The sequence below is a fragment of the Ochrobactrum sp. XJ1 genome, assembly GCF_024701725.1.
Classification (GTDB): Bacteria; Pseudomonadota; Alphaproteobacteria; order Rhizobiales; family Rhizobiaceae; genus Brucella; species Brucella anthropi.
The window spans coordinates 419,833-446,044 of the sequence record NZ_VDGD01000003.1; the positions used below are offsets into that span (position 1 = coordinate 419,833).

Here is a 26,212-nt window from a genome sequence, read left to right on the forward strand (position 1 = left end):
TTTAAAGAAGGGCCACGCACACTATATTGAGGCGGTATTGTTCAAGACATATCACCTTGACGTTTGCAACTGTCGGGCCTTGACCCCGACGAGGATGGAGAACGCCAATGCCTGCAGTGCAGGAGACCATTGATCAGGTCCGCGGCCTTGACGTGGACCAGTACAAGTATGGCTTCGAGACGACGATCGAAGCCGAGAAGGCCCCCAAGGGCCTGAACGAAGATATCATTCGCTTCATTTCCGCCAAGAAGAACGAGCCGGAATGGATGCTGGAATGGCGTCTGAAAGCCTATGAACGCTGGCTTACCATGGAAGAGCCGACATGGGCTCGCGTCGATTATCCGAAGATCGATTTCCAGGACGCATATTATTATGCGGCGCCGAAAAACCAGTCCGGCCCGAAGTCGCTCGATGAAGTTGACCCGGAGCTGTTGAAGACCTACGAAAAGCTTGGCATTCCGCTGCGCGAGCAGGAAATCCTTGCTGGCGTTCGCAAGCAGGGCGAGCCGAGCGAAATCGATGGCAATCCTTCCGACAATGTCTATGCGTCTGGCCGCGTTGCTGTTGATGCCGTGTTCGACAGTGTGTCGGTGGTTACGACCTTCAAGGAAGAACTCGCCAAAGCTGGCGTAATCTTCTGTTCGATTTCTGAAGCGATCCGCGAACATCCCGAACTGGTGCAGAAGTATCTGGCTTCTGTGGTTCCTGTTTCGGACAACTATTACGCGACGCTGAATTCGGCTGTCTTCACGGATGGTTCGTTTGTTTACGTTCCGAAGGGCGTTCGCTGCCCGATGGAACTTTCGACCTATTTCCGCATCAACGAAAAGAACACCGGCCAGTTCGAACGTACGCTCATCATCGCTGATGAAGGCGCGTATGTTTCCTATCTGGAAGGTTGCACCGCACCGCAGCGCGATGAAAATCAGCTGCACGCAGCTGTCGTTGAGCTGATTGCGATGGAAAACGCCGAAATCAAATATTCGACGGTCCAGAACTGGTTCCCTGGCGACAAGGACGGCAAGGGCGGCATCTACAACTTCGTTACGAAGCGTGGCGATTGCCGTGGCGATAATTCCAAGATTTCGTGGACGCAGGTTGAAACCGGCTCTGCGATCACGTGGAAATACCCGTCCTGCATTCTGCGTGGCGATAATTCGCGCGGCGAGTTCTATTCAATCGCTGTTTCGAATGGCCATCAGCAGATCGACTCGGGCACCAAGATGCTGCACCTCGGCAAGAACACGTCGAGCCGCATCATTTCAAAGGGTATTTCGGCCGGCAAGTCGAACAACACCTATCGCGGACAGGTTTCTGCCCATCGCAAGGCTGAAAATGCCCGCAACTTCACCCAGTGCGACTCGCTCCTGATCGGTAACGATTGTGGCGCGCATACGGTGCCGTATATCGAGGCGAAAAACGCCACGGCGCAGTTCGAACACGAGGCAACCACCTCCAAGATTTCGGAAGACCAGCTGTTCTATGTGATGCAGCGCGGCATTCCGGAAGAGGAGGCAATCGCTCTCATCGTCAATGGCTTCGTGAAGGAAGTCATTCAGGAACTGCCGATGGAATTCGCCGTCGAAGCCCAGAAGCTTATCGGCATCTCGCTTGAAGGTAGTGTCGGCTAACCGATCGCCTCTTTCCCAGTGATTTTTCTGGCCAGCCTTTTCCTGGCATTAGAACAAGGTTTACATTCATGCTTGAGATCAAGAACCTCCATGCAAAGATCGCCGACACGGATACCGAGATCATCCGTGGCCTGAACCTCACCGTGAACAAGGGTGAAGTTGCTGCGATCATGGGTCCGAACGGTTCGGGCAAGTCCACGCTTTCCTATATCCTCGCCGGTCGCGAAGACTATGAAGTGACGGAAGGCGACATTCTCTACAACGGCGAGTCGATCCTCGAACTCGACCCCGCTGAACGCGCCGCCAAGGGCATCTTCCTCGCATTCCAGTATCCGATGGAAATTCCGGGCGTTGCCACGATGGAGTTCCTGAAGGTTGCGATGAACAGCCAGCGCAAGGCGCGTGGCGAACCGGATCTGAAGATCCCGGAGTTCATCAAGCGCGTGAAGGACGCTGCTGGCAAGCTCAGCATCGACATGGACATGCTGAAGCGTCCGCTGAATGTCGGCTTTTCTGGTGGTGAGAAGAAGCGTGCTGAAATTCTTCAGATGCAACTTCTGGAGCCGAGCCTCTGCGTCCTCGACGAAACCGACTCCGGCCTCGACATCGACGCGCTGAAGATCGTTTCGGAAGGCGTGAATGCCCTGCGTTCGCCGGACCGCGCCGTGATCGTCATCACGCACTACCAGCGTCTGCTCGAACACATCGTTCCGGATAGCGTGCACGTGCTTTACAAGGGCCAGGTCATCAAGTCCGGTGACAAGAACCTTGCGCTGCACCTTGAAGAAAATGGTTATGCCGACGTAATCGGCGAAGCTGCCTGAGGAGGGATGGATCATGAATATCCAGACCGCCCCGGCTACCAAGCCGCGAACGCCCGCTGAAAGCGCGCTGATCGACAGTTTTGCCGACCGTATGGGCGACCTGCCGGGCAATGGCGATGTTGTCGTTGCACGTGATGCGGCGCTTGAAACTCTCAAGGAGAACGGCATTCCGTCCCGCCGCGTCGAAAGCTGGCATTACACGGATTTCCGTACGCTTCTGAAGGGCGTGGCGCCATTCGATGCCGCTGCCGGAACACAGGCATTGCCTGCGCTTATCGCCGGTTCGTCCATCGCTGCCACAAGCAATGGCGTGGCTCTTGCCGCGAAAGCGCCTGAAGGTGTGTCGCTGACCCCGGTTCGCGAGGCGTTGGCCGACGGCTCGCTCGTCACCCAGCTTCGGTCGCGCGGCTTCGACGATACGATCGGCCAGATCAACGCTGCCTATGTCAGCGATGGCTGGATGGTTTCCATCGCCGATGACACCGAACTGGAAGCGCCATTGGAGCTTCAGAACATCCAGAAGGCCGGACAGGGACACACTCGTTTTCCTGTCCGCATCGGTGCAAATGTCAAGGGCACCATTGTGGAACGCCAGAACGGCGGCGAAGGCGATGCCTTCTCCACCTCTGTCAACCATGTGACCGTTGGCGACGGCGCTGAAATCCTTTGGATCATCCTGCGTGATTTCGGTCAGGCAACGCAGCTTTCGCAGTTCAATGCGACGATTGGCAAGGGCTCCAAGCTCACGCTCTATATCGTCAATGCGGGCGGCAAGCTGGTTCGTCAGGAAGTGCACGTCAATGTGACGGGTGAGGATTCCGACTTCGAGCTTCGCGGTCTCAATCTTCTGGCTGACGACACGCACACCGATGTCACCATGACGGTCGGCCATCTGGTGGAAAACACGCGTTCGACCCAGATCATTCGCAACGTGGTCAAGGACCGTGCGCGTGGCGTTTTCCAGGGCATGATCCGCGTTGCGCAGATCGCCCAGAAGACCGATGCCCGCATGGCGTGCAACACGCTGCTGCTTTCGGATGAAGGCGAGTTCGATGCCAAGCCTGAACTCGAAATCTTTGCCGATGACGTGGCGTGTGGCCATGGTGCGACGGTTGCCGAATTGTCGAGGGACTATCTGTTTTATCTGATGGCACGCGGCATACCCGAAAACGAGGCACGTGGCCTGCTGATCAAGGCTTTCATCGCCGAGATTATCGAAGAGCTGGAAGACGAAACGCTGGTTGAGGCACTGGAAGAAGTGCTGTCCAACTGGCTCGCCACCCACGCCTGATTGATTGAGGCAGAGTGTGCAGATGCACGCTCTGCCTTTTCCTGCCGAAACGGCAAGAGGAACGATCATGGACCAGAAGAATCCGCTTGTAGCGCGCTATGACGTCGAGGCGATCCGTCGCGACTTTCCGATCCTTTCGAGAGAAGTGCACGGCAAGCCGCTGATCTATCTCGACAATGGTGCATCGGCGCAAAAGCCTCAGAGCGTCATCGACGCTGTAACGCACGCCTATTCCAACGAATATGCCAATGTTCATCGCGGCCTACATTTCTTGTCGAATGCGGCAACAGATGCCTATGAAAAGTCGCGTGAGACGGTACGGCGCTTTCTGAACGCCGGTTCTGTGGATGAAATTGTCTTTACGAAGAACGCGACCGAAGCGATCAACACGGTCGCCTATGGTTATGGCATGCCGAATATCGGCGAAGGCGATGAAATCCTTCTGTCGATCATGGAGCATCACTCCAATATTGTGCCATGGCATTTCATTCGTGAAAGACAGGGCGCAAAGCTGGTCTTCACGCCAGTGGACGATGAAGGCATCTTCCATATCGAAGAATTCGAAAAGCGTCTGACGGAGCGAACCAAGCTTGTCGCAATCACGCATATGTCGAATGCGCTTGGAACGGTGACGCCGATCAAGAAGATCGTCGAGCTTGCACATGCGCGTGGTATTCCGGTTCTGGTCGATGGCAGCCAGGGCGCTGTGCACCTGCCTGTCGACGTGCAGGATCTCGGCTGCGACTGGTATGTCTTTACCGGCCACAAGGTTTACGGACCATCCGGCATAGGCGTCCTTTATGGCCGTTCGGAAATGCTTGAGAAGATGCGTCCTTTTCAGGGCGGCGGTGAAATGATTGAGGAAGTGACGGAAGAAAACGTCACCTATAACTATCCGCCCCATCGTTTTGAAGCGGGTACGCCGCCTATCGTTCAGGCCATCGGTCTTGGCGCCGCGCTTGAATATATGGAGAAGATCGGCCGTCATGCGATCCTCGCCCATGAGGAAGACCTGCGCGATTATGCTCACGAGCAGCTCGGCCGGATCAACTCATTGCGCATTTTCGGCAATGCGCCGGACAAGGGAGCCATCATCTCGTTTGCGCTGGAAGGAATTCATGCGCACGACGTTTCGATGGTGATCGATCGGGCAGGGGTTGCGGTCCGTGCCGGAACACATTGCGCGCAGCCGCTCTTGAAACGCTTCGGCGTTACCTCTACATGCCGTGCATCCTTCGCCCTGTATAATACCCGTGCTGAAGTGGATGCATTGGCGGAAGCCTTGGAAAAGGCAAGGAAGTTTTTCGGATGACCGATATGGAACAGAAAGTTCAGGACAAAACCGATACCGCGCCTGTCGAGGGTGGAGAAAAAGCCGAAGGCAATTCGGTGTTTTCCGCTTCTGCCATCCCGCAGGAAGACCTCCTGCGTATGACGGACGACATCATCGCGGCCTTGAAGACGGTTTATGATCCCGAGATTCCAGCCGACATCTACGAACTCGGTCTCGTCTACAAGATCGATATCGAAGATGATCGCACCGTGAAAATCGAAATGACTCTAACCGCTCCCGGCTGCCCTGTGGCAGGCGAGATGCCGGGCTGGGTTGAGAACGCAGTCAGCGCCGTTGAGGGTGTTTCCATGGTGGAGGTCACGATGACATTCGATCCACCTTGGACGCCGGACCGTATGTCCGAAGAGGCCCAGGTGGCTGTCGGCTGGTACTGAAATCTGATCGAAGCACACAAAATGCGGCTCTTGAGCCGCATTTTTATTTCGTGGCCACCCAGACGAAAATTTTATCATTCATCTTCCATTCAATCGCCAGCGCCTATTTTCAATGAGGCGGGAGTGCTGACTATGGAGGATATAACGATGTCAGTCAGAAGCAGCCTAACTGCTCTTCTCGTTTTCGGTGGTGTCATGTCTTTTTCGGTGCCGTCGTTCGCTTTGCCAATGCCACAACCCACGAATACGCATGATGCCGGTAGTCTTGCGGAGCAGGTCGGGTGGCGGTGTGGGCCTGGCTGGCACATGAATCGCTATGCACGCTGTGTTCCCAATCGGGCCAGAGCACGTTGCGCCCGTGGCTGGCACTTGAACAGAAATGGCGTTTGTGTGCGAAACCGCCCTGTCCATAAGGTCTGCGCTCGCGGATATCATCTGACACCGCGTGGCTATTGCGTACGCAATTGGTAATATGCGTTTTCCTCCCGAAATCGTAACACGACTTCGGGAGGAGGGCCCGGTGGATCAAGACGGATCAAATTGCGCCCGACAGCACGGTAACGATGGACTAGCGCACTTCAAGCACTTCTCCGGTGCGACGATCAATAACTACACGCATATCGTTGTCTCGACGGTCTATTCCTCGGACAATATACGCGCCTCTGCGTCGTGAAACGCTTTCGACTTCATCCATTCCCTCGCTACGTGCAATCCTCGCAGCCCGGCGTTCACTGAACTCATCCCGTTCTGAACGACGATCAGGAATTACCCGGCGATCGCTGTCCGGGTTGACTTGAATACCATTAGGACCGATCTCAATACTTTGGGCCTGTGCGGGAACGGCTGAAACAAAAGCCGACATAATCACCATCGCCGCTGCCATTGCCGAAAATTTGTACATGGCACCTATCCATTGTTAGTTTCGCACCCGCCGTCGAAATGAACGAAATGGATCGATGCCGGTTCCCGTTTCGGCGGTCAACTCTCCTAACACGCTGAACATCCTGTGATTATGCCCATGTCGATCCGACCGTCGGTCAAAACGATCTAGTATTTATAGGAAGACATTATCGTGATGCGGGGGCGCTGATCCCAATTGGCCAACTGGCAGAACTGAATCTGGAAACCTGCATAGAGCGTCTTGAAACTGAAAATGGCGATGTGTGCGATCAAAATGATGCGCATCGAATCTACATTGCAGAATAAAACTGATTTGAGGTCGCAGGTGACGATAAAAAATATCAACTAACTTATGTAATTGTAATCACTGCATAAAAGCCAATTCAAAGGCGATGTGCTGGTGCCCCCAGAGAGACTCGAACTCCCGACCCCCTGATTACAAATCAGGTGCTCTACCAACTGAGCTATAAGGGCACTTGCGCCCGATTAGCACAAATGCAGCGCGTGTAAAACGAAAATTCATCGCTAGCAGGTCATGGCAACCGGGTTTTTCATGTGATAGCCAATAGCGGGTTGGGGAAACAGTGGCAAACTTGTCAGAGTTGGCCAGATTCGGGACTGTAAATATGGAAGATAAATCGCTCGCGCTGCATTTTCTGTCGTCGGGAACCGAAGAATCACTTGTCGCCCAAAAAGAACTCGTTGCCCGCTACGGTCATGTGGCTGCTGAAGATGCCGATATCATCGTTGCGCTTGGCGGCGATGGAACCATGCTTCAGGCGCTTCGCGATTTCATGAACAGCGGTACGCCGATCTATGGCATGAATCGCGGCTCTGTCGGCTTCCTGATGAACGAATTCAGCGTGGATGACCTGCCGGAGCGCATTCTGGCCGCGCAGATGGAAACCATTCGCCCGCTTGTCATGGTCGCCGAAACAGAATCCGGCCAATCATTCGAGGCTTTGGCGATCAACGAAGTGTCATTGTTCCGTCAGTCCTATCAGGCTGCGAAGGTTCGGATAACGATTGACGGCAAGGTGCGTCTGGACGAACTTGTTTGCGATGGCGTGATGGTCGCGACGCCTGCAGGTTCCACCGCCTACAATCTTTCAGCACAAGGTCCCATTCTGCCACTTGAAGCGCCGCTTCTGGCGCTGACCCCGGTGAGTCCCTTCCGTCCGCGCCGTTGGGGTGGGGCGCTATTGCCGAAGCACGTAACCGTTCGCATGGATTTGTTGGAAACCGAAAAACGCCCGGTCAATGCGGTCGCGGACAATAATGAGGTCAAATCGGTCAGGGCTGTTACCGTGCGGGAAGCACCGAACAGCCAGGTGGCCATCCTCTTTGATCGAAATCATTCCTGGGACGAGCGCATCCTGACAGAACAGTTCAGGCATTAGTTTCAGCGTATAAGTGGCACGCAATTCAGTTACGCAAATGCTCTTTGGCTTTTGATAATTTGAGTAAATTTGTTCAAGTTCCGCATTGATTTCGATTGTCGCAACACAATGGAAGCAATTTGATATCTTTCGATGGTATTTTGGTTGACTTTTGCACGCTGTGGACGTACGCGATGCTGCAAGAAAACGCATATTGCGTTGCAGACGCCTTATTCTGCCTTCGTTCCTGCGCCCGATGACGCGGCTGCAATGACAGGATGGGTGGAAATCATTTCCAAACCAAGAGAGCTGCGCCTCCATTGACGACATTTGCCGAACTCGGTCTTTCCCCGAAAGTGCTCGCTGCTGTAGAAGCGGCGGGATATTCTGCGCCCACACCCATTCAGGCAGGAGCCATTCCTCCAGCCCTTGAACGCAAGGACGTTCTCGGTATCGCGCAGACGGGAACCGGAAAGACCGCGTCTTTCGTGCTTCCGATGCTCACGCTTCTGGAAAAGGGGCGGGCGCGGGCGCGCATGCCGCGTACGCTCATTCTGGAGCCGACCCGCGAACTCGCAGCGCAGGTCGAGGAGAACTTCACCAAATACGGCGTCAATCATCGGCTGAACGTGGCCCTTCTGATTGGCGGCGTGTCGTTCGATGAACAGGAGCGCAAGCTGGAACGCGGTGCCGATGTTCTCATCGCGACACCCGGTCGGCTGCTCGATCATTTCGAGCGTGGCAAGCTGCTCCTGACCGGTGTTGAAATTCTCGTCATCGACGAAGCAGACCGTATGCTCGATATGGGCTTCATCCCGGACATCGAACGCATCTGCAAGCTCATTCCGTTTACGCGTCAGACCCTGTTCTTCTCGGCCACCATGCCGCCGGAAATCACCAAGCTGACCGAACAGTTCCTGCATTCGCCAACGCGCGTTGAAGTTGCAAAGGCTTCGTCTACGGCCAAAACCGTTACCCAACGCCTGGTGAAATCCAGCAAGAAGGATTGGGACAAGCGCGCGGTTCTGCGCGATCTCGTCCGTGCGGAAGGCGATACGCTCAAGAACGCGATCATCTTCTGTAATCGCAAGAAAGACGTATCCGAACTGTTCCGCTCGCTGACGCGACACGAGTTCAACGCGGGTGCCTTGCATGGCGATATGGATCAGCGCGCGCGCATGACCATGTTGGCGAACTTCAAAGAAGGCAAACTGCAGTTGCTGGTGGCTTCCGATGTTGCCGCGCGCGGTCTCGACATTCCCGATGTGAGCCACGTTTTCAATTTCGATGTTCCGATTCACTCGGAAGACTATGTTCACCGCATCGGCCGTACCGGTCGCGCGGGGCGTTCTGGCAAGGCATTCACCATTGTGACGCCTTCCGATACAAAATATCTTGCAGCCATCGAAAATATGATCGGCGAGAAGATCGAATGGCTCGATGGTGATCTGTCCACCCTGCCAGCCTCTGATGAGGCAGACGATCCGCGCAAGAGCAAGAATGCACGCGGCAAAGGCAAGGATGCCAAGGGCAAGGACAAGCCGAAAGACAAGGCAAAGGCGAAGCCTGCCGAAGTTCTCGATCCTGCCGAACAGCCGCAACCAGTCATCGAAGCCAGTGAGCGCCGTGATGCGATCCGCGCTTCCAATGACGAGCGCCGTGGCAAGCCGCAGCACGAACAGAAACGCCGTCGCGATCGTGACGATGACAGCCCGACGCCTGTTGGTTTCGGTAATGACATTCCGGCCTTCATGCTGATTCCGACCGGAATCTGACCGAAGCAGTAAAAAAATGAATCAATCGGCTGCGAGGCTAGCGCTTCGCAGCCGATTTCTTTTTGGGTTTGGTTTTTTCGCTTCGTAGCGCTGCATCATAAGCAAGGCGCGCCCAATGCGTCATCACTTCCGGATCATCGAAAGCTTCACTTGGCACGCTCCAGTAAGGCATGGCGATTGGATCACCGCCCTTGCGACCTTCATAGGTCCATTGGGTGGCGCCTGCGTCAATGAAATCCGGGATGGTTACTTCGTCAGCCTTGAAGAGCAACTCGTCGCGAACGACGAGTGCAAAGATCAGGCCCTGATGATAGATGCCCTTGCCGCCAAACATGCGGCGGATGCTGATGGAGCCGAAGTCCTGCAACAGATCGCGAAGAGCTTCGTCATCCATTAGCTGACGGACCTTGTCTTGAGTTAGGCTGCGCCCTGCATCTGGCGGAGGCTTTCCGGGGAAGCCGCTTTGATTTCGACGGATTCGCCGCAGCCGCAAGCTGATGTCTGGTTCGGGTTGTTGAAGACAAAACCCGTCCGCAGCGTCGTTACTTCAAAATCCATCTGGGTGCCGAGCAGGAAAAGAACGGCTTCAGGCGCGATGAAGACTCTCGCGTCATCTTTCTCGATCACATCGTCGCCTGCCTTGGCTTCCGTGACGAGATCGATGGTGTATTCCATTCCGGCACAGCCGCCTTTTTTCACACCCACCCGGATACCAAGAGCGCCGTCCCGCGATGCGATGATCTCGCGAACGCGATCAGCTGCCTTGTCAGTTAGCGTCATGACTGCGAAACGGCCCATTTTCTCTCTTCCGGTATCGTGCTGGCATATGGACGGAGAATCGTCCAATCATGTCGCAACAGGCTGAGTTTCCTCTGCGCCTGCCACGTTTTCACTATAGTTAGTGTTGTAACATCATTACTGCAATACACCAAATCGGGAGCGCTCTCGACGCGTTCCGCAAAAATTTTGCTAGAAAGAGGAGAAGCGAATGTCGAATGACCGGATGAAACCTCTGATGCTGGCTGCTGTGATCGGCCTACTGGGCACGGGGCTTGCAGGCATTTCGGCTGACAGCGCTTTTGCGCAAAATCCGCCGAAGGCTGCGCCCGAAGAAACGCCGAGAAACGTTCAGGAAAAGCATGACAACGCTTCCAAGCCTGTGGAAGAAACCAAGCCTTCTGAGCAGACGCAGGATGCTGCCGGAGGCGTGACAGTTCCGGATTATCGCGACGATCGCTCGACGCCACAGGCCCTGATCGAATCCTATTACAATGCGATCAATCGCAAGGAATATACCCGAGCCTACGGTTATTATTCCGAGGAAGGGCGTGAGCCGGATTTCAAGACCTTTGTAAAAGGCTATGAGAATACCAAGAGCGTGAAAGTCGCGCTGCGCAAGACTGATCCCGATCCAGGCGCCGGACAGATCTACTGGAGCCAGCCACTGGCCATCGAAGCCGAAACGGCGGATGGCAAGAAGGAAGTCTTTACAGGCTGCTACACGATTCACCTCACAAATCCGGCCATGCAGGAAGAGCCGCCGTTCAAGCCGATGCAGATCATGACAGGGTCTTTGACCAAGTCACCCCTTGAACTGGAAAAGAGCGTGCCGGAGACCTGCGAAGCGCCATAAGAAGAATGGCAGAATAGCCCTTGACCTTACCACGATGGGAAGCCCCATCTTATGTTCAGTCCTGAAAGGAGTGACTGAGTTGATGAAGTTTTCCATTCCCAAGATGAAGTGCGGCGGTTGCGCCGATAGCGTTACCGTCGCACTGCGCAAGCTCGATGCAACCGCACCAATTGAAATCGATCTCGACAAGAAAGAGGTCGAATTCGGCGGCAAGGTTTCGCAGGATGCCGTTCTTTCCGCACTGGCTGAGGCCGGTTATCCGGCATCGAACGCTCAATAATGTGATTTGAGGGGCGCTTGTTTCAAAGTGCTGCGAACGGTAGAGCCCATCCCGAAAAGCGTAAAACGGTTTCGGGCAGGCTGTGTGTCAAAACGGGCGCCGAGATGCCAGGGCGCGGAAAGCTTTCCGGCATCTTCATATCCAGATGCCGACAACTGTAGTGGGTATCAGTGAGCATAAATGCTGCAAATGCTGTGTTTCATTGACTGGACCCCCGATTTTTGCCACATCAACGGCAAATCTCGTTTATGGTGCCTTTGTGCGTCCAAAAGGATGCACGGCGCTCCAATGGCATGAAACATCGCATTCCGCGACAAGGAAGGGTTTAGGGCTATGGCAGCCGATTTCCAGGATCTTCGCACAAAGATGGTCGACAACCAGATCCGTACGACGGACGTAACCGATCTGGCGGTTATCGATGCTTTCCTGACCGTCCCGCGCGAGGCTTTTGTTCCCGCAGCCCGTCAGGTTCTCGCCTATATCGATGAAGACCAGCTTCTGGAAAGCGAAGGCAAGCAGCCTCGCTACCTTATGGAACCTTCGCCATTCGCCAAGCTCGTGCAGCTCGCCCGTATCAAGAACACCGACGTGGTTCTCGATGTCGGCTGCGGCACCGGATATTCGGCAGCCATCCTCTCCAAGCTTGCTGGCTCGGTGATCGGTCTGGAAAGTGATTCCGTATTGTCGGCTGCTGCGACTGCCCGTCTCGCTGAATTCGGCTATGACAATGTTGTGATCGTTTCAGGCGAACTGCAGGCAGGCTATCCGTCGGAAGCGCCTTACGATGTGATCGTCATTGAAGGCGCTGTCGATTTCGTTCCGGACGCACTTCTCAGCCAGTTGAAAGACGGCGGACGCCTCGTTGCCGTTGAAGGCCGGGGGAACGCCGGAGTTGCGCGGATTTACGTTAAAGAAAATGGTGTTGCATCGGGACGCGGTGTGTTCAACACTGCGGTTCGTCCACTGCCGGGATTCGAGCGCGTTCCGCAGTTCGAATTTTAATTTTAGTGGATGATACAATTCTGCAACGCTGCGGAATTTGTTTGTGCAAGCTCTGGCGGGGGCAATGGAAATAACCGAATTTAGAGGTTATTAGGATTTGCCCGAACCGATCGGTTCGATAGTTGGATTCGTTTGTTCTTAATATGAGGTACCCGGTGTTCAAAACGTGCAAAGGACTGGTAGCGGCCGCAGCATTGTTGTCTGGCACCATTTTAACGGGGCAGGCGGCGTTCTCGGAGACGTTAACCGGCGCTCTCGTGAAGGCCTACAAGAACAATGCTAACCTGAACTACTCCCGCGCAGGTGTCCGCGTCACGGATGAAGGTGTGGCCATTGCCAAGTCCGGTTATCGTCCGCAGATTACCGGTTCTTATAACGTAGGGCGTGGCAAGACACCTTCAAGTCAGGGTTATCGCACGACAGGCACGTTCGGCATCGAGCTGAACCAGATGCTGTTCGATGGGTTTCAAACCAAGAACAATGTCGCCGCCGCAGAAACACAGGTCTTCGCCCAGCGCGAAAATCTCCGCAACGAAGAGCAGAACAGACTCTATGAGGCGGTAACAGCCTATATGGATGTCTATCAGGCTCGCCAGATCGCTGTTCTGCGTGAACGCAACCTTGCAGCCCTGAACGAACAGGTTCGTGCGGCTCGCGCCCGTCTCGATGTGGGTGAAGGTACGCGTACCGACGTTGCGCAGGCAGATGCCAGCCGTTCGACTGCCGTAGCGGCGTTGAATTCCGCACGTGCTGATGTCAAGTCGGCAGAAGCAACCTATGTGCAGGTTATCGGCGTTCAGCCGGACAAGCTTGCGACCGCAGCCGCAGCCAAGAACCTGCCGAGTTCGCCAAATCAGGCTTTCTCCATTGCGACTGCCGGACACCCGGGCATTCTTGCGACCCAATATGCCGTTAATGCCGCTGGATATAACGTGAAGGCCAAGGAAGGCGCTCTGCTTCCGTCCGTCGGCCTTACGGCAAGCGCCAGCCACCTTGATACTTATTCCGGCGAGGGCGGCTCGCAGACCGATGGCAACTCGGCGTCCATCGGCGTCGGCGTCAGTATCCCAATCTATACCGGTGGCCGTAGTTCGGCTCAGGTTCGCCAGTCCAAGGAACAGCTTGGTCAGGCACGTATCGAAGTCGACGTCGTTCGCGATCAGGTTCGTCAGGCAATTGGTTCGGCATGGTCGCAGCTTGAAGCTGCCCGCGCATCGGTCAAGGCAAATCGTGACGGCATTTCCGCCGCACAGCTTGCTCTTGATGGCGTCATTGAAGAGCGCAAGGTTGGACAGCGCACGACGCTGGACGTCTTGAATTCGCAAAACGATCTGATCAATGCTCAGATCGCTCTGGTCGAATCCGAGCGTAACGTTATTGTCGCCAGCTATGCTCTTCTCAATGCGACCGGTCGCATGACTGCCAGCCAGATGGGCTTGCAGGTCGCTCAGTACAAGCCGGAAGAGCATTACGAAGCCGTCAAGGACAAGTGGTTTGGTCTGCGCACGCCGGACGGTCGGTGATTGCTTGCAAGCATAGTGAGAATTGAAAAGGCACCTTCGGGTGCCTTTTTGTTTGCTGCGATTCGATTTTGCAGTGCCCGCAATTCTTAACAAATCCATAAAGCTGTGAGTTTGATCCAGCTTGCCTTGGCCGGGGATTCTCAAACAGAGGATCGTCCGCTACCTTTAATCCATTGATTCTCTGTCTTTTGCAGACAATGTCGCAATACAGGAAAGCGGATAGTAGCCATGGCACAGACATCCAGCGCAGCACGTGAACCGTCGATGGAGGAGATTCTCGCTTCCATCCGCAGGATCATTGAAGATAGTGATGTCACTCGCCAGCCAGCGCCGGTGGCAACGGCCTCTCCGGCTCGTGGAGAGGTTGCGGAGTTCCGTCGTCCAGTCACCGAGCAGCCCGTTGCACAGCCGGAAAAGCCTGCAATGATGCGCAACGTATTCCAGGACGAACCGACATTGCGCGGCCCGATTGGCGAACCGGCGCAGGCAGCGCCAGAGCCTGAAATCGAAGCCGATGACGAGGATGAAGTTGTTCTCAATGCCGAGAATGACGATCATTCTCACGCCAAGGCCACGCAGTCTTTGGAACTACCTGCAGAGGCGGACATATCGCTGGAAGAAATCGACCTTTCCGTTGAGGCGGAAATTGCCGAAGCAGTCGACGCCTTGCTCGAACCGGAACTCGATGCGGACATGGAGCAGGAACCTGCAGCTCCTGCCGAGCAGGAAACCCCGGTTCAGCCCGAGGCGGTAGCGCCAGTTACTGAGCCCGCTGCAAAGATGCAGCCTGCTGCTCATATGCTGTCGCAGATTGCCGAACGTCAGGTAGCTGCCGCATTTCAGGATTTGAACCATGTGGTTCGGGCCGAGCCACGCCGTTCGTTCGACGATATCGCTACGGAACTGTTACGTCCGATGCTGCAGGACTGGCTCGACAATAATCTGCCGACGCTTGTTGAGCGGCTTGTCCGGGAAGAAATCGAACGTGTGGTGCGTGGCGAGCGATAAACGGTATCAAGCCGATCCATTGAAATATTACCCGCCTGTGCAGCAGGCGGGTTTTCACTTTTAAAGTGACCGAAAGTGGCGCTGTCACTTTTAAAGTGATTTGTCTGCTGTTAGTTGCTATTGAGCCTTCAATCCATTCATCGCGCATAAAGACCGGATAATTCCATGCTTGAGAAGACCTATGACGCCGCGGCGATAGAGCCGAAAATTGCTGAACGCTGGGAAGAAGCGGGTGCATTCAAGGCGGGTGCAGGCGCGAAGCCGGGAGCCGATCCGTTCGCAGTGGTCATTCCTCCGCCGAACGTTACCGGATCGCTGCATATGGGCCACGCGCTCAACAACACGATCCAGGACATTATGGTTCGCTTCGAGCGTATGCGCGGCAAGAACGTGCTGTGGCAGCCCGGCATGGACCATGCGGGCATTGCAACGCAGATGGTTGTCGAACGCCAGCTGGCCGAACGGCAGGAGCCAAACCGCCATACCATGGGCCGCGAGAAGTTTATTGAGCGCGTCTGGCAGTGGAAGGCCGAATCCGGCGGCATGATTTCCAACCAGCTGCGCCGTCTTGGTGCCTCCTGCGACTGGTCACGCGAGCGCTTCACCATGGACGAAGGACTGTCGCGCGCGGTTCTGGAAGTTTTTGTCTCGCTCTACAAGCAAGGTCTCATCTATCGCGACAAGCGTCTGGTCAACTGGGACCCGAAGTTGCTGACGGCAATTTCCGACATCGAAGTCGAGTCGCGCGAAACGAAAGGTCATCTCTGGCATTTCCGTTACCCGCTTGAGAACGTTCCATTCGATCCAGAGAACCCGCATACCTACATCGTCGTTGCGACGACGCGCCCGGAAACCATGCTGGGCGATACCGGCGTTGCGGTTAATCCGAAGGACGAGCGTTACCACGCCCTGGTTGGCAACGATGTCGTGCTGCCGCTTGTCGGTCGCCATATCCCGATTGTTGCAGACGATTACGCTGATCCGGAAGCCGGTTCCGGCGCTGTCAAGATCACGCCCGCGCACGATTTCAACGATTTCGAAGTGGGCAAGCGGAATGAGCTGCGCGCTATCAACATTCTGACGACGAATGCGTCGATCACGATCAAGGACAATGTTGATTTCCTCGAAGGGCTGCAGCTGACGCCTGAATTGAAGGCGCTGATCCACGAACTCGAAGGGCAGGACCGCTTCGCAGCCCGCAAGCGCATCGTCGAGCTGATGGACGAGCGCGGTTATCTGGAAAAGGTCGAGGACCACACGCACGCCGTCCCACATGGTGATCGCGGCGGCGTTCCGATCGAGCCTTATCTGACTGACCAGTGGTATGTAAACGCCGGCGAACTGGCCAAGCCAGCAATGGCGGCGGTGCGCGAGGGCAAGACAAAGATCGTCCCGACGAATTGGGAAAAGACCTATTTCGACTGGATGGAAAACATTCAGCCATGGGCGGTTTCACGCCAGCTCTGGTGGGGACATCAGATACCGGCCTGGTACGGTCCAGATGGCCAGTATTTTGTCGAAAAGAGCGAAGAGGAAGCGAAAGCCGCCGCACGCGCTCACTATGGCGAAGACGTTGCACTTGAGCGCGATACTGACGTTCTCGATACGTGGTTCTCGTCGGCGCTTTGGCCGTTTTCGACGCTCGGCTGGCCGGACAAGACGCCGGAACTCGCAACCTATTATCCAACCAGTGTTCTGGTTACGGGTTTCGACATTCTGTTCTTCTGGGTTGCCCGCATGATGATGATGGGCCTCCATTTCATGGACGAAATCCCGTTCCATACGGTCTATCTGCATGCTCTCGTTCGTGACAAGCACGGCGCGAAGATGTCGAAGTCTAAGGGCAATGTCATCGATCCGCTCGAGCTGATGGATGAATATGGTGCTGACGCGCTGCGGTTCACCCTTGCCATCATGGCTGCTCAGGGTCGTGACGTTAAGCTCGATCCGGCGCGTATTGCCGGCTATCGCAATTTCGGCACCAAGCTCTGGAACGCAACGCGCTTTGCCCAGATGAATGGCGTGAAGCTTGATGCCGGTTTCAAGCCGGAAAACGCCAAGCTTGCCGTCAATCGCTGGATTCTGACGGAACTGACCAAGGCAACGCGAGCCGTGACGGAAGGTATCGACACCTACCGCTTCAATGAAGCTGCGGGTGCTGCCTATCGCTTCGTGTGGAACCAGTTCTGTGATTGGTATCTGGAGCTGCTGAAGCCGATCTTCATGGGTGACGATGAAGCTGCGAAGGCAGAAGCACAAGCCACGGCAGCCTATTGTCTGGATCAGGTTTATAAGCTTCTGCATCCGTTCATGCCTTTCATGACCGAAGAGCTTTGGACCCTGACCGCAGGTGAGGGACAGAAGCGCGATACGGTGCTGGCGCTTGCTGCCTGGCCGGAACTGTCGTTTGAGGACGAGGAAGCCGCGGCTGACATCAACTGGCTCGTTGATCTCGTCACCGGCATTCGTTCTGTCCGTGCGGAAATGAATGTGCCCGCCGGTGCGATTGCCCCGGTTGTCGTGCTGGATGCCAACGCGACAAGCGTAGAACGCTTCGCTCGTCACGATGCTGCCATCAAGCGCCTTGCCCGCGTGGAGAGTGTCTCGTTCGAGGCACAGGCTCCCAAGGGCTCAGCCCAGATGCTGCTTGGTGAGGCGACAATCTGCATCCCGCTTGGCAATCTGATTGACCTCAAGGCTGAAGCAGCACGTCTCGCCAAGGAAGCCGGCAAGATTGCCGCTGAAATGGATCGTATCGAGAAGAAGCTCTCCAACGAAAAATTCGTTGCGAACGCGCGCGAGGAAGTCGTTGAGGCAGAGCGTGAGCGGTTGGCTGAACTGAAGGAATCGGCGCAGCGTGTAGCAACTGCTGAATCACGCATCCGTGATGCAGGCTGATTTGACCTGACATCAGAAAACGACTCCCTATCGAATCAAACGCCCGGCAGCGCATTTCACTGTCGGGCGTTTTTTATGCGGCTGGACGGAGTTTGGACCCGTTTCAAGGGTTGGAACGGTAGATCGAACTCTGGTTTCGATTGTTTTCGACCAATGTTGCGCTTTCGCAACAAGGCAAAAAAGAGGCGGAAAATTGGTCGATTTGGGCCTGTTTTGTCATGTGTCGGGCGATTTTTGCTAATGAAGTGGCACGATATTTGATGTTTTAGCCATTTTTGACGAATGCTCCGAAAGTACGATGATGCTAATCCAAATTAATGCGACTTGCGGCCTGAATCCTTCCTGATTTACGTTTCCGTCAACGTTAATACCGTTGCTGTTTGGGAGGACATTATGAGTGTACAGCGCGTGAAAATGGCAGGAATGGTCGCAGCTCTCCTCGGAAGCGCGGTTGCTGCCAATGCAGGCGGCTTCGAGCGTAGCTCGCAGGATTTCGATATTCTCTTCGAAAAGGGCAATGCCGTCGAAGCTGGCGGAACCTATGTAGCGCCACAGCGTAAGCTGAAGAATATCCGTGGCTCGCGGGTAGGTGCGGCCACCGGCGGTATCAATCCGATCACGCGACAGCCTTATGAAACCAGCGTCGATGAAGCAAAGAGCTATTGGGTTCCCAAGGCTTCGGCAAAGTTCGACCTGACCGACGACCTTGCCTGTGCGGCGCAGTATCGTCAGCCTTGGGGAATTCACACCGACGTTGGCGTTGATACGGTTCGTATGTTCACTGCCATCGATCAGAAGATTTCTTCGAACGATTACGGCGTAAACTGCTCGTATCGTTTTGCAGCTGGTGAGAAAAGCTATTTCCGTATCCTCGGCGGTGTGAGCTATCAGGAGCTCAAAGGCGAGCAGACCAAGATGATACCTCCTGGCTCTGCATTCGGTGGCACCTTCCGTATCGGTTCCCTGGATGTTGAGGATGAGGCAGTGGGCTGGCGTCTCGGTGCTGCCTATGAAATTCCAGAATATGCGATGCGCGCGACGTTGGTTTATCAGTCCAAGCTCAAGTATAATCTTGAAGGCACGATTGACAATCTGGCGATTGTCGGCGGTCGTGGTATCCCGATCAATGTTGAAAGCGATGTTGATACACCACAGTCGGTTGAGTTCAAGTTCCAGACCGGTATCGCTCCGGACTGGCTTGCTTTTGGCTCGGTCAAGTGGACAGATTGGTCATCCATAACACAGGTGGATTTCAACGCATCTGACAACAATGTCACTCGCAAAGGCACCACGATCACCAGTCTGAACCTGTATTATCAGGATGGCTGGACGGTTAGCGGCGGCGTCGGCCACAAGTTTAATGATCAATGGTCGGTGGCCGGTACTGTTACCTGGGATCGCGGAACCAGCACAGGCTTGACCTCGCAGACCGACGTCTGGCTGTTTGGCCTTGGTACCAACTACAAGCCTAATGAACAGTTTGAAGTTCGTCTGGCGGGTGCCGCCGGTTGGCTGTCTTCGGGTGAACTCGACGATACGGTTGTCAACGGTAAGCCAAACCTAACTGGTTCCAAGGGCGAGTTCGGTAACGACTTCGTCGGTGGTCTTTCGCTCACTGCAAAGGTCAAGTTCTAAGCTTGATGCATAGAAAACGAAAAGCCCGGCAATGCCGGGCTTTTTTGTTGAGGATCGTTTGTCTCAGGGCTGTTCCAGCCGCGCAAGCAATGAAGATGTATCCCAGCGGCTGCCACCGATCTTCTGCACTTCCTTATAGAACTGGTCCACGAGTGCGGTCACAGGCAGAAGTGCTCCATTGCGGTCAGCTTCCTCAAGGCAGATGCCAAGGTCTTTGCGCATCCAGTCGACGGCAAAGCCGAAATCATATTTGCCCTGGTTCATGGTGCCGGACCGGTTTTCCATCTGCCAGGAGCCAGCCGCGCCTTTCGAGATCACCGAGATCAGTTTTTCGATATCGAGACCAGCTTTCTTGCCGAAATGGATACCTTCGGCCAGTCCCTGAACGAGACCGGCAATGCAGATCTGGTTGACCATCTTGGCAAGCTGGCCCGAGCCGACCGGTCCCATGAGGCCGACCATACGCGCATAAGCATCGATAACTGGCCGGGCACGCTCGAAAACGGCTTCCGGCGCGCCGACCATTACCGTGAGAACGCCGTTCTCGGCACCGGCCTGACCACCGGAGACGGGGGCGTCGATGAAATGAAAGCCGCGCTTCTGTGCTTCGATATCCAATTCACGAGCAACCTCCGCTGAGGCTGTTGTGTTGTCGATGAAGATCGCGTCCTTCTTCATGGTTGAGAAGGCGCCCTCCGGGCCGATGGTCACGGAACGAAGGTCATCATCGTTGCCGACACAGGCAAAAACAAAATCTGCATCGCGCACGGCTTCGGCAGGTGTCGCGGCAAAGTTGCCCCCGAATTCCTTGGCCCATTTTTCGGCTTTTGCCGTCGTGCGGTTATAAACCGTGACGTCGTGACCGCCCTTGTTCTTGAGGTGAGCTGCCATGGGATAACCCATGACGCCCAGGCCCAGAAAGGCGACTTTAGCGGGTGTCGTCATTCGTTCATTCCTCTGGATAATTCTAGAAATCAGGTGAGAGGCGTCATAACGGCCGCCTGATAGGCCGGACGCTGTTTGAGGCGGCCATACCAGTCTTCAAGGTGTGGAAGAGAGGGGCGTTCAATCGGAAACTCAAACCAGGCATAGGCGTAGCATCCGGTGGGAATATCACCGATACCGAAATTCTCGCCCGAGAACCAGGGAGCTTCCTTCAAGCCCTCATTGGCAATTTGCATCGATTGCGCAAGGCCCTGAAGACTTTGTTCCAGAATGGCTGGATCGCGTTCAGCTTCCGGCAGCCGGATCAGATGCTTCATGACGTTGCTGAAATTGGTGTAGAAGGATGCGGAAGCCCAATCCATCCATTTTTCGGCCTGCGCGCGTTTGGCTGGATCTTCGATCCACAGCGTGCCTTTGCCGTAAGCTGCCGCGAGATACCGCGTGATGGTGTTGGATTCCCACAGCACTGTGTCGCCGTCTTCCAGCAAGGGGATCAGCCCATTCGGATTGCGTGCGAGGTAAGCTGGATCTTTCAATCCACCGAACTGGCCACCGACATTGATCTGTTCATAGTCGAGATTGAGTTCGCGCGCTGTCCAGAGCGCCTTCTTCACATTCGTGGAATTGATACGACCCCAGATTTTCAGCATGACTCAACCTGTTACCTTACTGTTGGAAGCTGTATTCTAAACAGATCGCCCCCGGAAGCTGCAAGGCTGCCGGGGGCGATATTTTGGCTTTATGCCGGTTTAGTGATCTCTAACGAATGAGATGGCGGGTCAGCCTTCGTTCGAGGAAATCCCAAACGTGCCGCAGGCATTCAACAATAAGCAGATAAATGACTGCAGCCCAGAGATAAGTCTGGAAATCGAATGTCCGCGAATAGGCGCGGCGCGTTTCACCCATCAGGTCAAGTACGGTGATGATAGCTACAATGGCCGAGCCCTTGATCATCAGGATGATTTCGTTGCCGTAAGGACGCAACGCCACGATGAGCGCTTGCGGAAGAATGACCTTCCAGAACGTCACACGCTTCGAAATGCCAAGCGCCGCAGCGCCTTCCCATTGGCCCAGCGCCACGCTCTGGATAGCGCCGCGCAGGATTTCAGCCTGGTAGGCTGCCGTGTTGAGCGAAAACGCCAGAATGGCGCAATTCCACGCATCGCGGAAAAACACCCAGAGCCCGATGCTTTCCAGAAAAGGACGGAAGGTGCCGAAGCCATAATAGATAAGGAATGTCTGCGCCAGCAGCGGCGTGCCGCGGAAGAAATAGACATAGCCGAAAGCAATTCCGCGCAGCCAGCGATTGTTGGACATGCGCGCAGCCGTGATCGGTAGCGAGAGCAGGGCGCCTATGACAATCGATACGGCAACCAGTTTCAGCGTTATCAGAAGCCCGGACCAGTAGCGTGGCCCATAGGTTTCAAACAGATCGATACGCCATGCATTGTAGAGATAGATCGCAAGGCCAGCGAAAAGAAGGAACCAGAAGGCAACGATGATATGGCCGGCAACGCGCATCCGCGTCCATTGCTTGACCACGGGTGGCGGAGCCATCGCGGGAATTGTCGTAGTGGAAACAGTCTGGCTCATATCATGCACCTCGCGACCGGTTGGCGCCCGCATCAGCCCAGCGGGCAATGCGATTGATGAAGTAGGACGAGATGATTGCGAGAACCAGATAGAGCAGGCAGGCTATGCCGAAGAACAGAAATGGTTCCTTGGTCACGCGTGCCGCGATGGAGGTTTGCCGCAGAATATCGGACAATGTGATAACCGAAACCAGCGACGTATCCTTGAGCAGCACCAGCCAAAGATTGGCAAGGCCGGGCAGGGCGATGCGGATCAGCTGCGGCAGGATGACCTTGCGCATGGTCTGCCAGTGCGACAGGCCAACTGCATAACCGCCTTCATACTGCCCGCGCGGAATTGCGCGAAACGCCGAAAGGAAGACTTCGCTCGAATAGGAAGAGAAGACGAAGCCCAGCGCAACCATACCGGCGCCGAACGCATTGATTTCCACATTCGCTTCGATGCCGAACAGACTGAGAAGCCGTTGCAACCCGAGAGAGGCGCCGAAATAAACGAGAAAGAGGGTTAGAAGCTCAGGCAAACCACGAAAGATCGTCGTGTAAATGTTTGAAGCGAGCCGGATCGATGGTTCGGTGGACTGCTTGCCGATAGCAACTAGAAATCCGAGTGCGAGACCAACGGGGAGTGTTGCGAGAGCCAGCGAGACGGTTACCAGAAGCCCCCAGGCAATACTGGCACCCCATCCGTCGGGGCCGAAACTCAACAAAGTGGCGTAGTGTTCCATGCGCCTATTCTTTTTCCTAAAGGCATTTGCCTATGTTTTTATCGCCTGCGAGGTTTTTGCCCGGCAAGGCTTGTACGGCATGCCCATACAAATGTTTTGCGCCGATTTGCGGAAAGCAAACCGGCGCATAGGTGTCAGTTTTGATTAATTTTCGGCGCCATAAGCATCGAAGTCAAAGTACTTGTCGTTGACTTCCTTGTATTTGCCGTTTGCGCGGATCGCCTTGATGGCTGCGTTGAATTTTTCAACCAGCTCCGGACGGCCCTTCTTGAAGGCAACGCCAGCGCCCGGACCGTGGATCTCGATAACCGGCGGGAAAGTGCCGACCATCTTGCAGCAGGCGCCATCCGGCGACTTCAGCCATTCGGCCAGTGTCACGCTATCGTCGTTGACGGCGTCGAGACGGCCATTGGCGAGATCAAGACGGTATTCCTCAGCAGTCGGATAGGCCTTGATCGTGCTGTCGGTAAAAGTCTTTTCCGAGTAGTTGGAGTGTGTGGTGGAAACCTGAACGCCAATGGTCTTGCCAGCGAGGTCTTCCTTGGTCACACCCTTGATGTCGGTGTCCTTGGGAGCTGCGATGCCGGGAGGTGTATTGTAATATTTGTTGGAGAAGTCGACCTGCTTCTTGCGCTCGTCCGTGATGGACATGGAGGCGATGAAGGCGTCGAACTTGCCAGCCTGAAGGGCAGGAATAGCGCCGTCCCATTCCTGGGTGACGAATTCGCACTGCGCTTTCATTTCTTCGCAGAGCGCCTTGGCGATATCGACGTCGAAGCCCGAGAGGGTGCCGTCTGGCTTGATGAAGTTGAATGGAGGATAGGCGCCTTCGGTGCCGATCTTGAGCTTGAGTGGCTCTTCTGCATTTGCAACACCGGCAGTCATGCTACCGATCGTAATTGCCAGCGCAGCAACAGATGCCGCAGCGGCGATACGCTTCAATACGCGCATTTTCAGTCCTCTCGTTTTGTTCTGGCTGGTTCCCTGATTATTTCTTCTGGTTCAGCCGCTTAAGGGGTAGTCACGACCGTGAAACTTTAAATTGCACGTTTGGTAGCGGATTCCCCCCGGCCACTACCAATAGATGGTTGAGCCGATCATGCGCAATATTTTTTCGCGCTTCCGTCCCCACCATCAGATCTGCAAACGATATTCCCACCATTTTGAGACGATTGGCAAGATGGTCTGCGTAATTAAATTGTGTGTCCAAGGGGGGAATTCCTCGGCGTTTTCTGCATGCCTTCACCGGAAAGCGGTGAATTGTGCTGTCAAAGAAGGGAATTATAGAGAGTCTCTCAGAGACCCATAACGCCTTCGATGAAATCGGCTATTTGCTCTATTTCATCGATGCCGAACACCGGCACTTTTTCGCCGGGTTGCTGCTGGTCGCTGGCAATGGCGACGATGGCGGGATCGTCAACGGAGAGAGCTGGCCCGGCATGGCCGCCTTCGCGACGCAGTTCGATTTTCTTATGCCTTTCCCGCTTGTAGCCCTCGACCAGAATCAGATCGCAAGGCGCCAGCTTGGCCGCAATCTCCCATAGAGAAGGTTCTTCTTCGCCGAGACCTTCATGCATGATTGCGTAGCGCTGCGACGAGACGATAGCCACTTCCGCTGCTCCGGCCTTTCGATGACGCCAGGAATCGGTGCCTTCATGGTCGATATCGAAATTATGATGGGCGTGCTTGATGGTGGCGATACGGTATCCACGTGCCGTAAGGCATGCGACCAGACGTTCGGTCATTGTCGTCTTGCCGGAGTTTTTCCAGCCGGTAATGCCGAAAAGCTTCTGGTTCATTCCATTGCCTCAACCAGTTTTCGGGCGGCGACAAGATCGTCGGGCCGATTGATATTGAAGAACGGATCATATGTTTCCGGGCTATCGCCAACGAAGGCAAGCGGAAAATCGACGGTTTCAAATCCGATATGTTCGGCGAATGCGAAGACGCTGGCCCTGCTGGTATTGGTAAGCCAGACGGTGAGTTCGTCAGCCAGTCCGGTTTCCCATAGTCCGAAAATCGGATGGACCCGGTTAAGGGAACTGGCGAGAACGATCCGCGCCCCGGTTTGGTTCCGACGTGCAAGAAGGCGGTCTGCGAGGTTGCGAGGCAGGAATGGCGTATCGGCCGCTGTCGTTAGCAGCAATGAGGGCTCTTGTGCCTGCGTCAGCGTGGTCAGAATGCCGATCAGCGGGCCGCCATGTTCCACCGGCAGGTCCTTGATCACCGGCACGCCGAGATCAGTCAGGCGGGGATCATCGCTATTCGCATTGATGACAAGCGCTTCGACCTGCGGTTTGATCCTTCTGACGACATGGGAAATGATAGTGCCGGTGCTGCCGAGCGGCTGAAGGAATTTGTCACCCGCAACGCCGCCTTGCTGCATGCGGCTGGAAAGTCCACCAGCGATAACGGCACCTGCAATCATGAGGGTTCCACGCCCGTCGGGATCGTCGCCAATGTGCTTTTGTTGCGCTCCCGCTTCTTCAACACGTTTTCACGATAGACCATATAGACGCCACTTCCGACCACCAGAACCGATCCTATGATTGTATATATGTCGGGTGCTTCGCCAAAAATCAAAGTGCTGAGGCCGATTGCCCAAAGCAGGCTGGAATAGCGGAACGGCGAAACGAATGACACTTCGCCCTCACGCATGGCGAGAATGATGAAGTGATATCCGACGAGGAGAAGGACAGCGGCAATGGCCATGGCGCCGACTGCTGTAATTCCAACGGGCTGCCATCCGCCCATTGGAACGGTCAGCGCGCCGCCGGTCAATGTTATCGCGCCTGCGGTCAATGTCGAGAGATAGAGGGTCGGCACGTGAGCGGGCACACGGCGTGTGGCGATATCCCGCGTGGCGGCAAAGCCTACGCTGGCAAGAAGTACAGCGACGGCAGTAAGGCTTGCAGCACCATCCGTTCCGGGCCGGATGATGATGAGAACCCCGACAAGGCCGACAAGAATACAGGACCAGCGACGCCAGCCCACTTTTTCCTTCAGGAAGAGTGCTGCTCCAAGCGTCACGACAAGCGGCGTTGCCTGAAAGACAGCCGAACAGAACGCCTGCGAGAGATGGCCGAGCGAGTAAATATAGGTGATGGTGGCGACAACTTCGCCTACGACGCGCAGGATCGTCATCTTTTCAAGCGACAGATTGCGCAATGCACCGTGGCGCCAGGCGAGCAAACCGATCAGCACCGTGGCGAATATGCCTCGGATCAGCATGTACTGTCCGCTGTTCATCTCGGTCAGGAGGTATTTTGTGATCGTATCGCCGATGGTGAAGGTGCCCATGGCGAGAAGCATGAAAATACTTGCGCGAAAATTTGCTGACTGCGGCACGATACAGAATCCAGTTTAAGAGCCTGAATCATAATGAATGTAATGATATCAGGCTCTTGCGATACGCCGTGTGAGGAAGCGGATATTTGCGATGT

26 protein-coding genes and 1 tRNA gene are annotated in these 26,212 nt (G+C 55.1%); 15 read left to right on the plus strand and 12 right to left on the minus strand.

Features of this window, described 5'->3' with window-relative positions; genetic code table 11:
* Positions 1–107: 107 nt before the first annotated feature.
* The 6 genes from sufB (at position 108) to FG152_RS07555 (ending at position 5,945) form a co-directional block, all read left to right on the plus strand.
* Complete coding sequence (gene sufB, locus FG152_RS07530) at positions 108–1,631, plus strand: Fe-S cluster assembly protein SufB (RefSeq protein ID WP_012092133.1); 1,524 nt, start codon at positions 108–110, stop codon at positions 1,629–1,631.
* A gap of 68 nt (positions 1,632–1,699) precedes the next feature.
* Positions 1,700–2,455 (plus strand): Fe-S cluster assembly ATPase SufC, encoded by a 756-nt coding sequence (sufC, locus tag FG152_RS07535; RefSeq protein WP_498985684.1) that lies wholly within the window; start codon positions 1,700–1,702, stop codon positions 2,453–2,455.
* A gap of 13 nt (positions 2,456–2,468) precedes the next feature.
* Entirely contained in the window at positions 2,469–3,746 is a 1,278-nt protein-coding gene (gene sufD, locus FG152_RS07540) for a Fe-S cluster assembly protein SufD (RefSeq protein ID WP_043062139.1), read from the plus strand.
* A gap of 67 nt (positions 3,747–3,813) precedes the next feature.
* Entirely contained in the window at positions 3,814–5,058 is a 1,245-nt protein-coding gene (locus tag FG152_RS07545) for a cysteine desulfurase (protein ID WP_498985687.1), read from the plus strand.
* Positions 5,055–5,474, plus strand: a complete 420-nt coding sequence (locus tag FG152_RS07550; protein ID WP_498985690.1) for an SUF system Fe-S cluster assembly protein — start codon at positions 5,055–5,057, stop codon at positions 5,472–5,474. Before FG152_RS07545 ends, FG152_RS07550 begins: the two co-directional genes overlap by 4 nt.
* Positions 5,475–5,702: 228 nt before the next feature.
* A complete protein-coding gene (locus FG152_RS07555; RefSeq protein ID WP_376786624.1) occupies positions 5,703–5,945 on the plus strand; it encodes a GCG_CRPN prefix-to-repeats domain-containing protein in 243 nt (80 codons plus the stop codon).
* 97 nt (positions 5,946–6,042) lie between these two features.
* On the opposite strand, the gene FG152_RS07560 is transcribed toward FG152_RS07555, so the two are convergent.
* Both FG152_RS07560 and FG152_RS07565 read right to left on the minus strand, forming a co-directional pair.
* Positions 6,043–6,375: a PepSY domain-containing protein gene (locus FG152_RS07560; protein WP_498985692.1), complete on the minus strand. Its 333-nt coding sequence runs from the start codon at positions 6,373–6,375 to the stop codon at positions 6,043–6,045.
* Between the two features lie 397 nt (positions 6,376–6,772).
* Positions 6,773–6,848 (minus strand) — tRNA-Thr (locus FG152_RS07565).
* A 152-nt stretch (positions 6,849–7,000) separates the two neighbouring features.
* Here FG152_RS07565 and FG152_RS07570 point away from each other — a divergent pair.
* Positions 7,001–7,774 carry an NAD kinase gene (locus FG152_RS07570; protein WP_036583970.1) on the plus strand — a complete coding sequence of 258 codons (774 nt, stop codon included), beginning with the start codon at positions 7,001–7,003 and terminating at the stop codon, positions 7,772–7,774.
* 299 nt (positions 7,775–8,073) lie between these two features.
* Complete coding sequence (locus tag FG152_RS07575; RefSeq protein ID WP_036583973.1) at positions 8,074–9,528, plus strand: DEAD/DEAH box helicase; 1,455 nt, start codon at positions 8,074–8,076, stop codon at positions 9,526–9,528.
* A gap of 37 nt (positions 9,529–9,565) precedes the next feature.
* Here FG152_RS07575 and FG152_RS07580 read toward each other — a convergent pair whose 3' ends face one another.
* The gene (locus FG152_RS07580; protein ID WP_010661291.1) at positions 9,566–9,922 is read right to left on the minus strand and encodes a TfoX/Sxy family protein; all 357 of its coding nucleotides are present in this window, start codon (positions 9,920–9,922) and stop codon (positions 9,566–9,568) included.
* Positions 9,923–9,945: 23 nt separating this feature from the next.
* The gene (gene sufA / locus FG152_RS07585) at positions 9,946–10,326 is read right to left on the minus strand and encodes a Fe-S cluster assembly scaffold SufA (RefSeq protein WP_010661292.1); all 381 of its coding nucleotides are present in this window, start codon (positions 10,324–10,326) and stop codon (positions 9,946–9,948) included.
* A gap of 190 nt (positions 10,327–10,516) precedes the next feature.
* Between sufA and FG152_RS07590 the strand changes: the two genes are divergently transcribed.
* The 7 genes from FG152_RS07590 (at position 10,517) to FG152_RS07620 (ending at position 19,507) form a co-directional block, all read left to right on the plus strand.
* Positions 10,517–11,161, plus strand: a complete 645-nt coding sequence (locus tag FG152_RS07590; protein ID WP_010661293.1) for a hypothetical protein — start codon at positions 10,517–10,519, stop codon at positions 11,159–11,161.
* Positions 11,162–11,240: 79 nt separating this feature from the next.
* Positions 11,241–11,441, plus strand: coding sequence for a heavy-metal-associated domain-containing protein (locus tag FG152_RS07595; RefSeq protein ID WP_010661294.1), 201 nt, complete (start codon positions 11,241–11,243; stop codon positions 11,439–11,441).
* A 333-nt stretch (positions 11,442–11,774) separates the two neighbouring features.
* Complete coding sequence (locus FG152_RS07600; RefSeq protein WP_010661295.1) at positions 11,775–12,443, plus strand: protein-L-isoaspartate O-methyltransferase family protein; 669 nt, start codon at positions 11,775–11,777, stop codon at positions 12,441–12,443.
* A gap of 143 nt (positions 12,444–12,586) precedes the next feature.
* Positions 12,587–13,966 (plus strand): TolC family outer membrane protein, encoded by a 1,380-nt coding sequence (locus tag FG152_RS07605; RefSeq protein ID WP_010661296.1) that lies wholly within the window; start codon positions 12,587–12,589, stop codon positions 13,964–13,966.
* Positions 13,967–14,194: 228 nt separating this feature from the next.
* Complete coding sequence (locus tag FG152_RS07610) at positions 14,195–14,974, plus strand: PopZ family protein (protein WP_010661297.1); 780 nt, start codon at positions 14,195–14,197, stop codon at positions 14,972–14,974.
* Between the two features lie 165 nt (positions 14,975–15,139).
* Positions 15,140–17,872, plus strand: coding sequence for a valine--tRNA ligase (locus FG152_RS07615; protein ID WP_094513722.1), 2,733 nt, complete (start codon positions 15,140–15,142; stop codon positions 17,870–17,872).
* A gap of 393 nt (positions 17,873–18,265) precedes the next feature.
* A complete protein-coding gene (locus FG152_RS07620) occupies positions 18,266–19,507 on the plus strand; it encodes an OmpP1/FadL family transporter (RefSeq protein ID WP_105529037.1) in 1,242 nt (413 codons plus the stop codon).
* A 63-nt stretch (positions 19,508–19,570) separates the two neighbouring features.
* On the opposite strand, the gene FG152_RS07625 is transcribed toward FG152_RS07620, so the two are convergent.
* The 8 genes from FG152_RS07625 to FG152_RS07660 all read right to left on the minus strand — a co-directional run bounded on the left by FG152_RS07625 (position 19,571) and on the right by FG152_RS07660 (position 26,081).
* On the minus strand, positions 19,571–20,452 hold the full coding sequence (locus FG152_RS07625; RefSeq protein ID WP_010661300.1) for an NAD(P)-dependent oxidoreductase: 882 nt from the start codon (positions 20,450–20,452) through the stop codon (positions 19,571–19,573).
* Positions 20,453–20,481: 29 nt separating this feature from the next.
* Positions 20,482–21,102: a glutathione S-transferase family protein gene (locus FG152_RS07630; RefSeq protein WP_010661301.1), complete on the minus strand. Its 621-nt coding sequence runs from the start codon at positions 21,100–21,102 to the stop codon at positions 20,482–20,484.
* 109 nt (positions 21,103–21,211) lie between these two features.
* The gene (locus tag FG152_RS07635) at positions 21,212–22,045 is read right to left on the minus strand and encodes an ABC transporter permease (protein ID WP_029376257.1); all 834 of its coding nucleotides are present in this window, start codon (positions 22,043–22,045) and stop codon (positions 21,212–21,214) included.
* Between the two features lies 1 nt (position 22,046).
* Entirely contained in the window at positions 22,047–22,769 is a 723-nt protein-coding gene (locus FG152_RS07640) for an ABC transporter permease (protein WP_010661303.1), read from the minus strand.
* Positions 22,770–22,913: 144 nt separating this feature from the next.
* Positions 22,914–23,720, minus strand: a complete 807-nt coding sequence (locus FG152_RS07645) for an ABC transporter substrate-binding protein (RefSeq protein WP_010661304.1) — start codon at positions 23,718–23,720, stop codon at positions 22,914–22,916.
* A 344-nt stretch (positions 23,721–24,064) separates the two neighbouring features.
* Positions 24,065–24,568 carry a molybdopterin-guanine dinucleotide biosynthesis protein B gene (gene mobB, locus FG152_RS07650; RefSeq protein WP_010661305.1) on the minus strand — a complete coding sequence of 168 codons (504 nt, stop codon included), beginning with the start codon at positions 24,566–24,568 and terminating at the stop codon, positions 24,065–24,067.
* Entirely contained in the window at positions 24,565–25,197 is a 633-nt protein-coding gene (gene mobA, locus FG152_RS07655; RefSeq protein WP_498985701.1) for a molybdenum cofactor guanylyltransferase, read from the minus strand. The genes mobB and mobA overlap by 4 nt, the downstream gene beginning before the upstream one ends.
* On the minus strand, positions 25,194–26,081 hold the full coding sequence (locus FG152_RS07660; protein WP_010661307.1) for a DMT family transporter: 888 nt from the start codon (positions 26,079–26,081) through the stop codon (positions 25,194–25,196). The genes mobA and FG152_RS07660 overlap by 4 nt, the downstream gene beginning before the upstream one ends.
* Positions 26,082–26,212 lie beyond the last annotated feature (131 nt).

Coding starts and splice junctions, on each gene's coding strand:
- sufB (WP_012092133.1), top strand. CDS start 108: ATGCCTGCAGTGCAGGAGACCATTGATCAGGTCCGCGGCCTTGACGTG.
- sufC (WP_498985684.1), top strand. CDS start 1,700: ATGCTTGAGATCAAGAACCTCCATGCAAAGATCGCCGACACGGATACC.
- sufD (WP_043062139.1), top strand. CDS start 2,469: ATGAATATCCAGACCGCCCCGGCTACCAAGCCGCGAACGCCCGCTGAA.
- FG152_RS07545 (WP_498985687.1), top strand. CDS start 3,814: ATGGACCAGAAGAATCCGCTTGTAGCGCGCTATGACGTCGAGGCGATC.
- FG152_RS07550 (WP_498985690.1), top strand. CDS start 5,055: ATGACCGATATGGAACAGAAAGTTCAGGACAAAACCGATACCGCGCCT.
- FG152_RS07555 (WP_376786624.1), top strand. CDS start 5,703: ATGCCACAACCCACGAATACGCATGATGCCGGTAGTCTTGCGGAGCAG.
- FG152_RS07560 (WP_498985692.1), bottom strand. CDS start 6,375: ATGTACAAATTTTCGGCAATGGCAGCGGCGATGGTGATTATGTCGGCT.
- FG152_RS07570 (WP_036583970.1), top strand. CDS start 7,001: ATGGAAGATAAATCGCTCGCGCTGCATTTTCTGTCGTCGGGAACCGAA.
- FG152_RS07580 (WP_010661291.1), bottom strand. CDS start 9,922: ATGGATGACGAAGCTCTTCGCGATCTGTTGCAGGACTTCGGCTCCATC.
- sufA (WP_010661292.1), bottom strand. CDS start 10,326: ATGGGCCGTTTCGCAGTCATGACGCTAACTGACAAGGCAGCTGATCGC.
- FG152_RS07590 (WP_010661293.1), top strand. CDS start 10,517: ATGTCGAATGACCGGATGAAACCTCTGATGCTGGCTGCTGTGATCGGC.
- FG152_RS07600 (WP_010661295.1), top strand. CDS start 11,775: ATGGCAGCCGATTTCCAGGATCTTCGCACAAAGATGGTCGACAACCAG.
- FG152_RS07605 (WP_010661296.1), top strand. CDS start 12,587: ATGAGGTACCCGGTGTTCAAAACGTGCAAAGGACTGGTAGCGGCCGCA.
- FG152_RS07610 (WP_010661297.1), top strand. CDS start 14,195: ATGGCACAGACATCCAGCGCAGCACGTGAACCGTCGATGGAGGAGATT.
- FG152_RS07615 (WP_094513722.1), top strand. CDS start 15,140: ATGCTTGAGAAGACCTATGACGCCGCGGCGATAGAGCCGAAAATTGCT.
- FG152_RS07620 (WP_105529037.1), top strand. CDS start 18,266: ATGAGTGTACAGCGCGTGAAAATGGCAGGAATGGTCGCAGCTCTCCTC.
- FG152_RS07625 (WP_010661300.1), bottom strand. CDS start 20,452: ATGACGACACCCGCTAAAGTCGCCTTTCTGGGCCTGGGCGTCATGGGT.
- FG152_RS07630 (WP_010661301.1), bottom strand. CDS start 21,102: ATGCTGAAAATCTGGGGTCGTATCAATTCCACGAATGTGAAGAAGGCG.
- FG152_RS07635 (WP_029376257.1), bottom strand. CDS start 22,045: ATGAGCCAGACTGTTTCCACTACGACAATTCCCGCGATGGCTCCGCCA.
- FG152_RS07640 (WP_010661303.1), bottom strand. CDS start 22,769: ATGGAACACTACGCCACTTTGTTGAGTTTCGGCCCCGACGGATGGGGT.
- FG152_RS07645 (WP_010661304.1), bottom strand. CDS start 23,720: ATGCGCGTATTGAAGCGTATCGCCGCTGCGGCATCTGTTGCTGCGCTG.
- mobB (WP_010661305.1), bottom strand. CDS start 24,568: ATGAACCAGAAGCTTTTCGGCATTACCGGCTGGAAAAACTCCGGCAAG.
- mobA (WP_498985701.1), bottom strand. CDS start 25,197: ATGATTGCAGGTGCCGTTATCGCTGGTGGACTTTCCAGCCGCATGCAG.
- FG152_RS07660 (WP_010661307.1), bottom strand. CDS start 26,081: ATGCTTCTCGCCATGGGCACCTTCACCATCGGCGATACGATCACAAAA.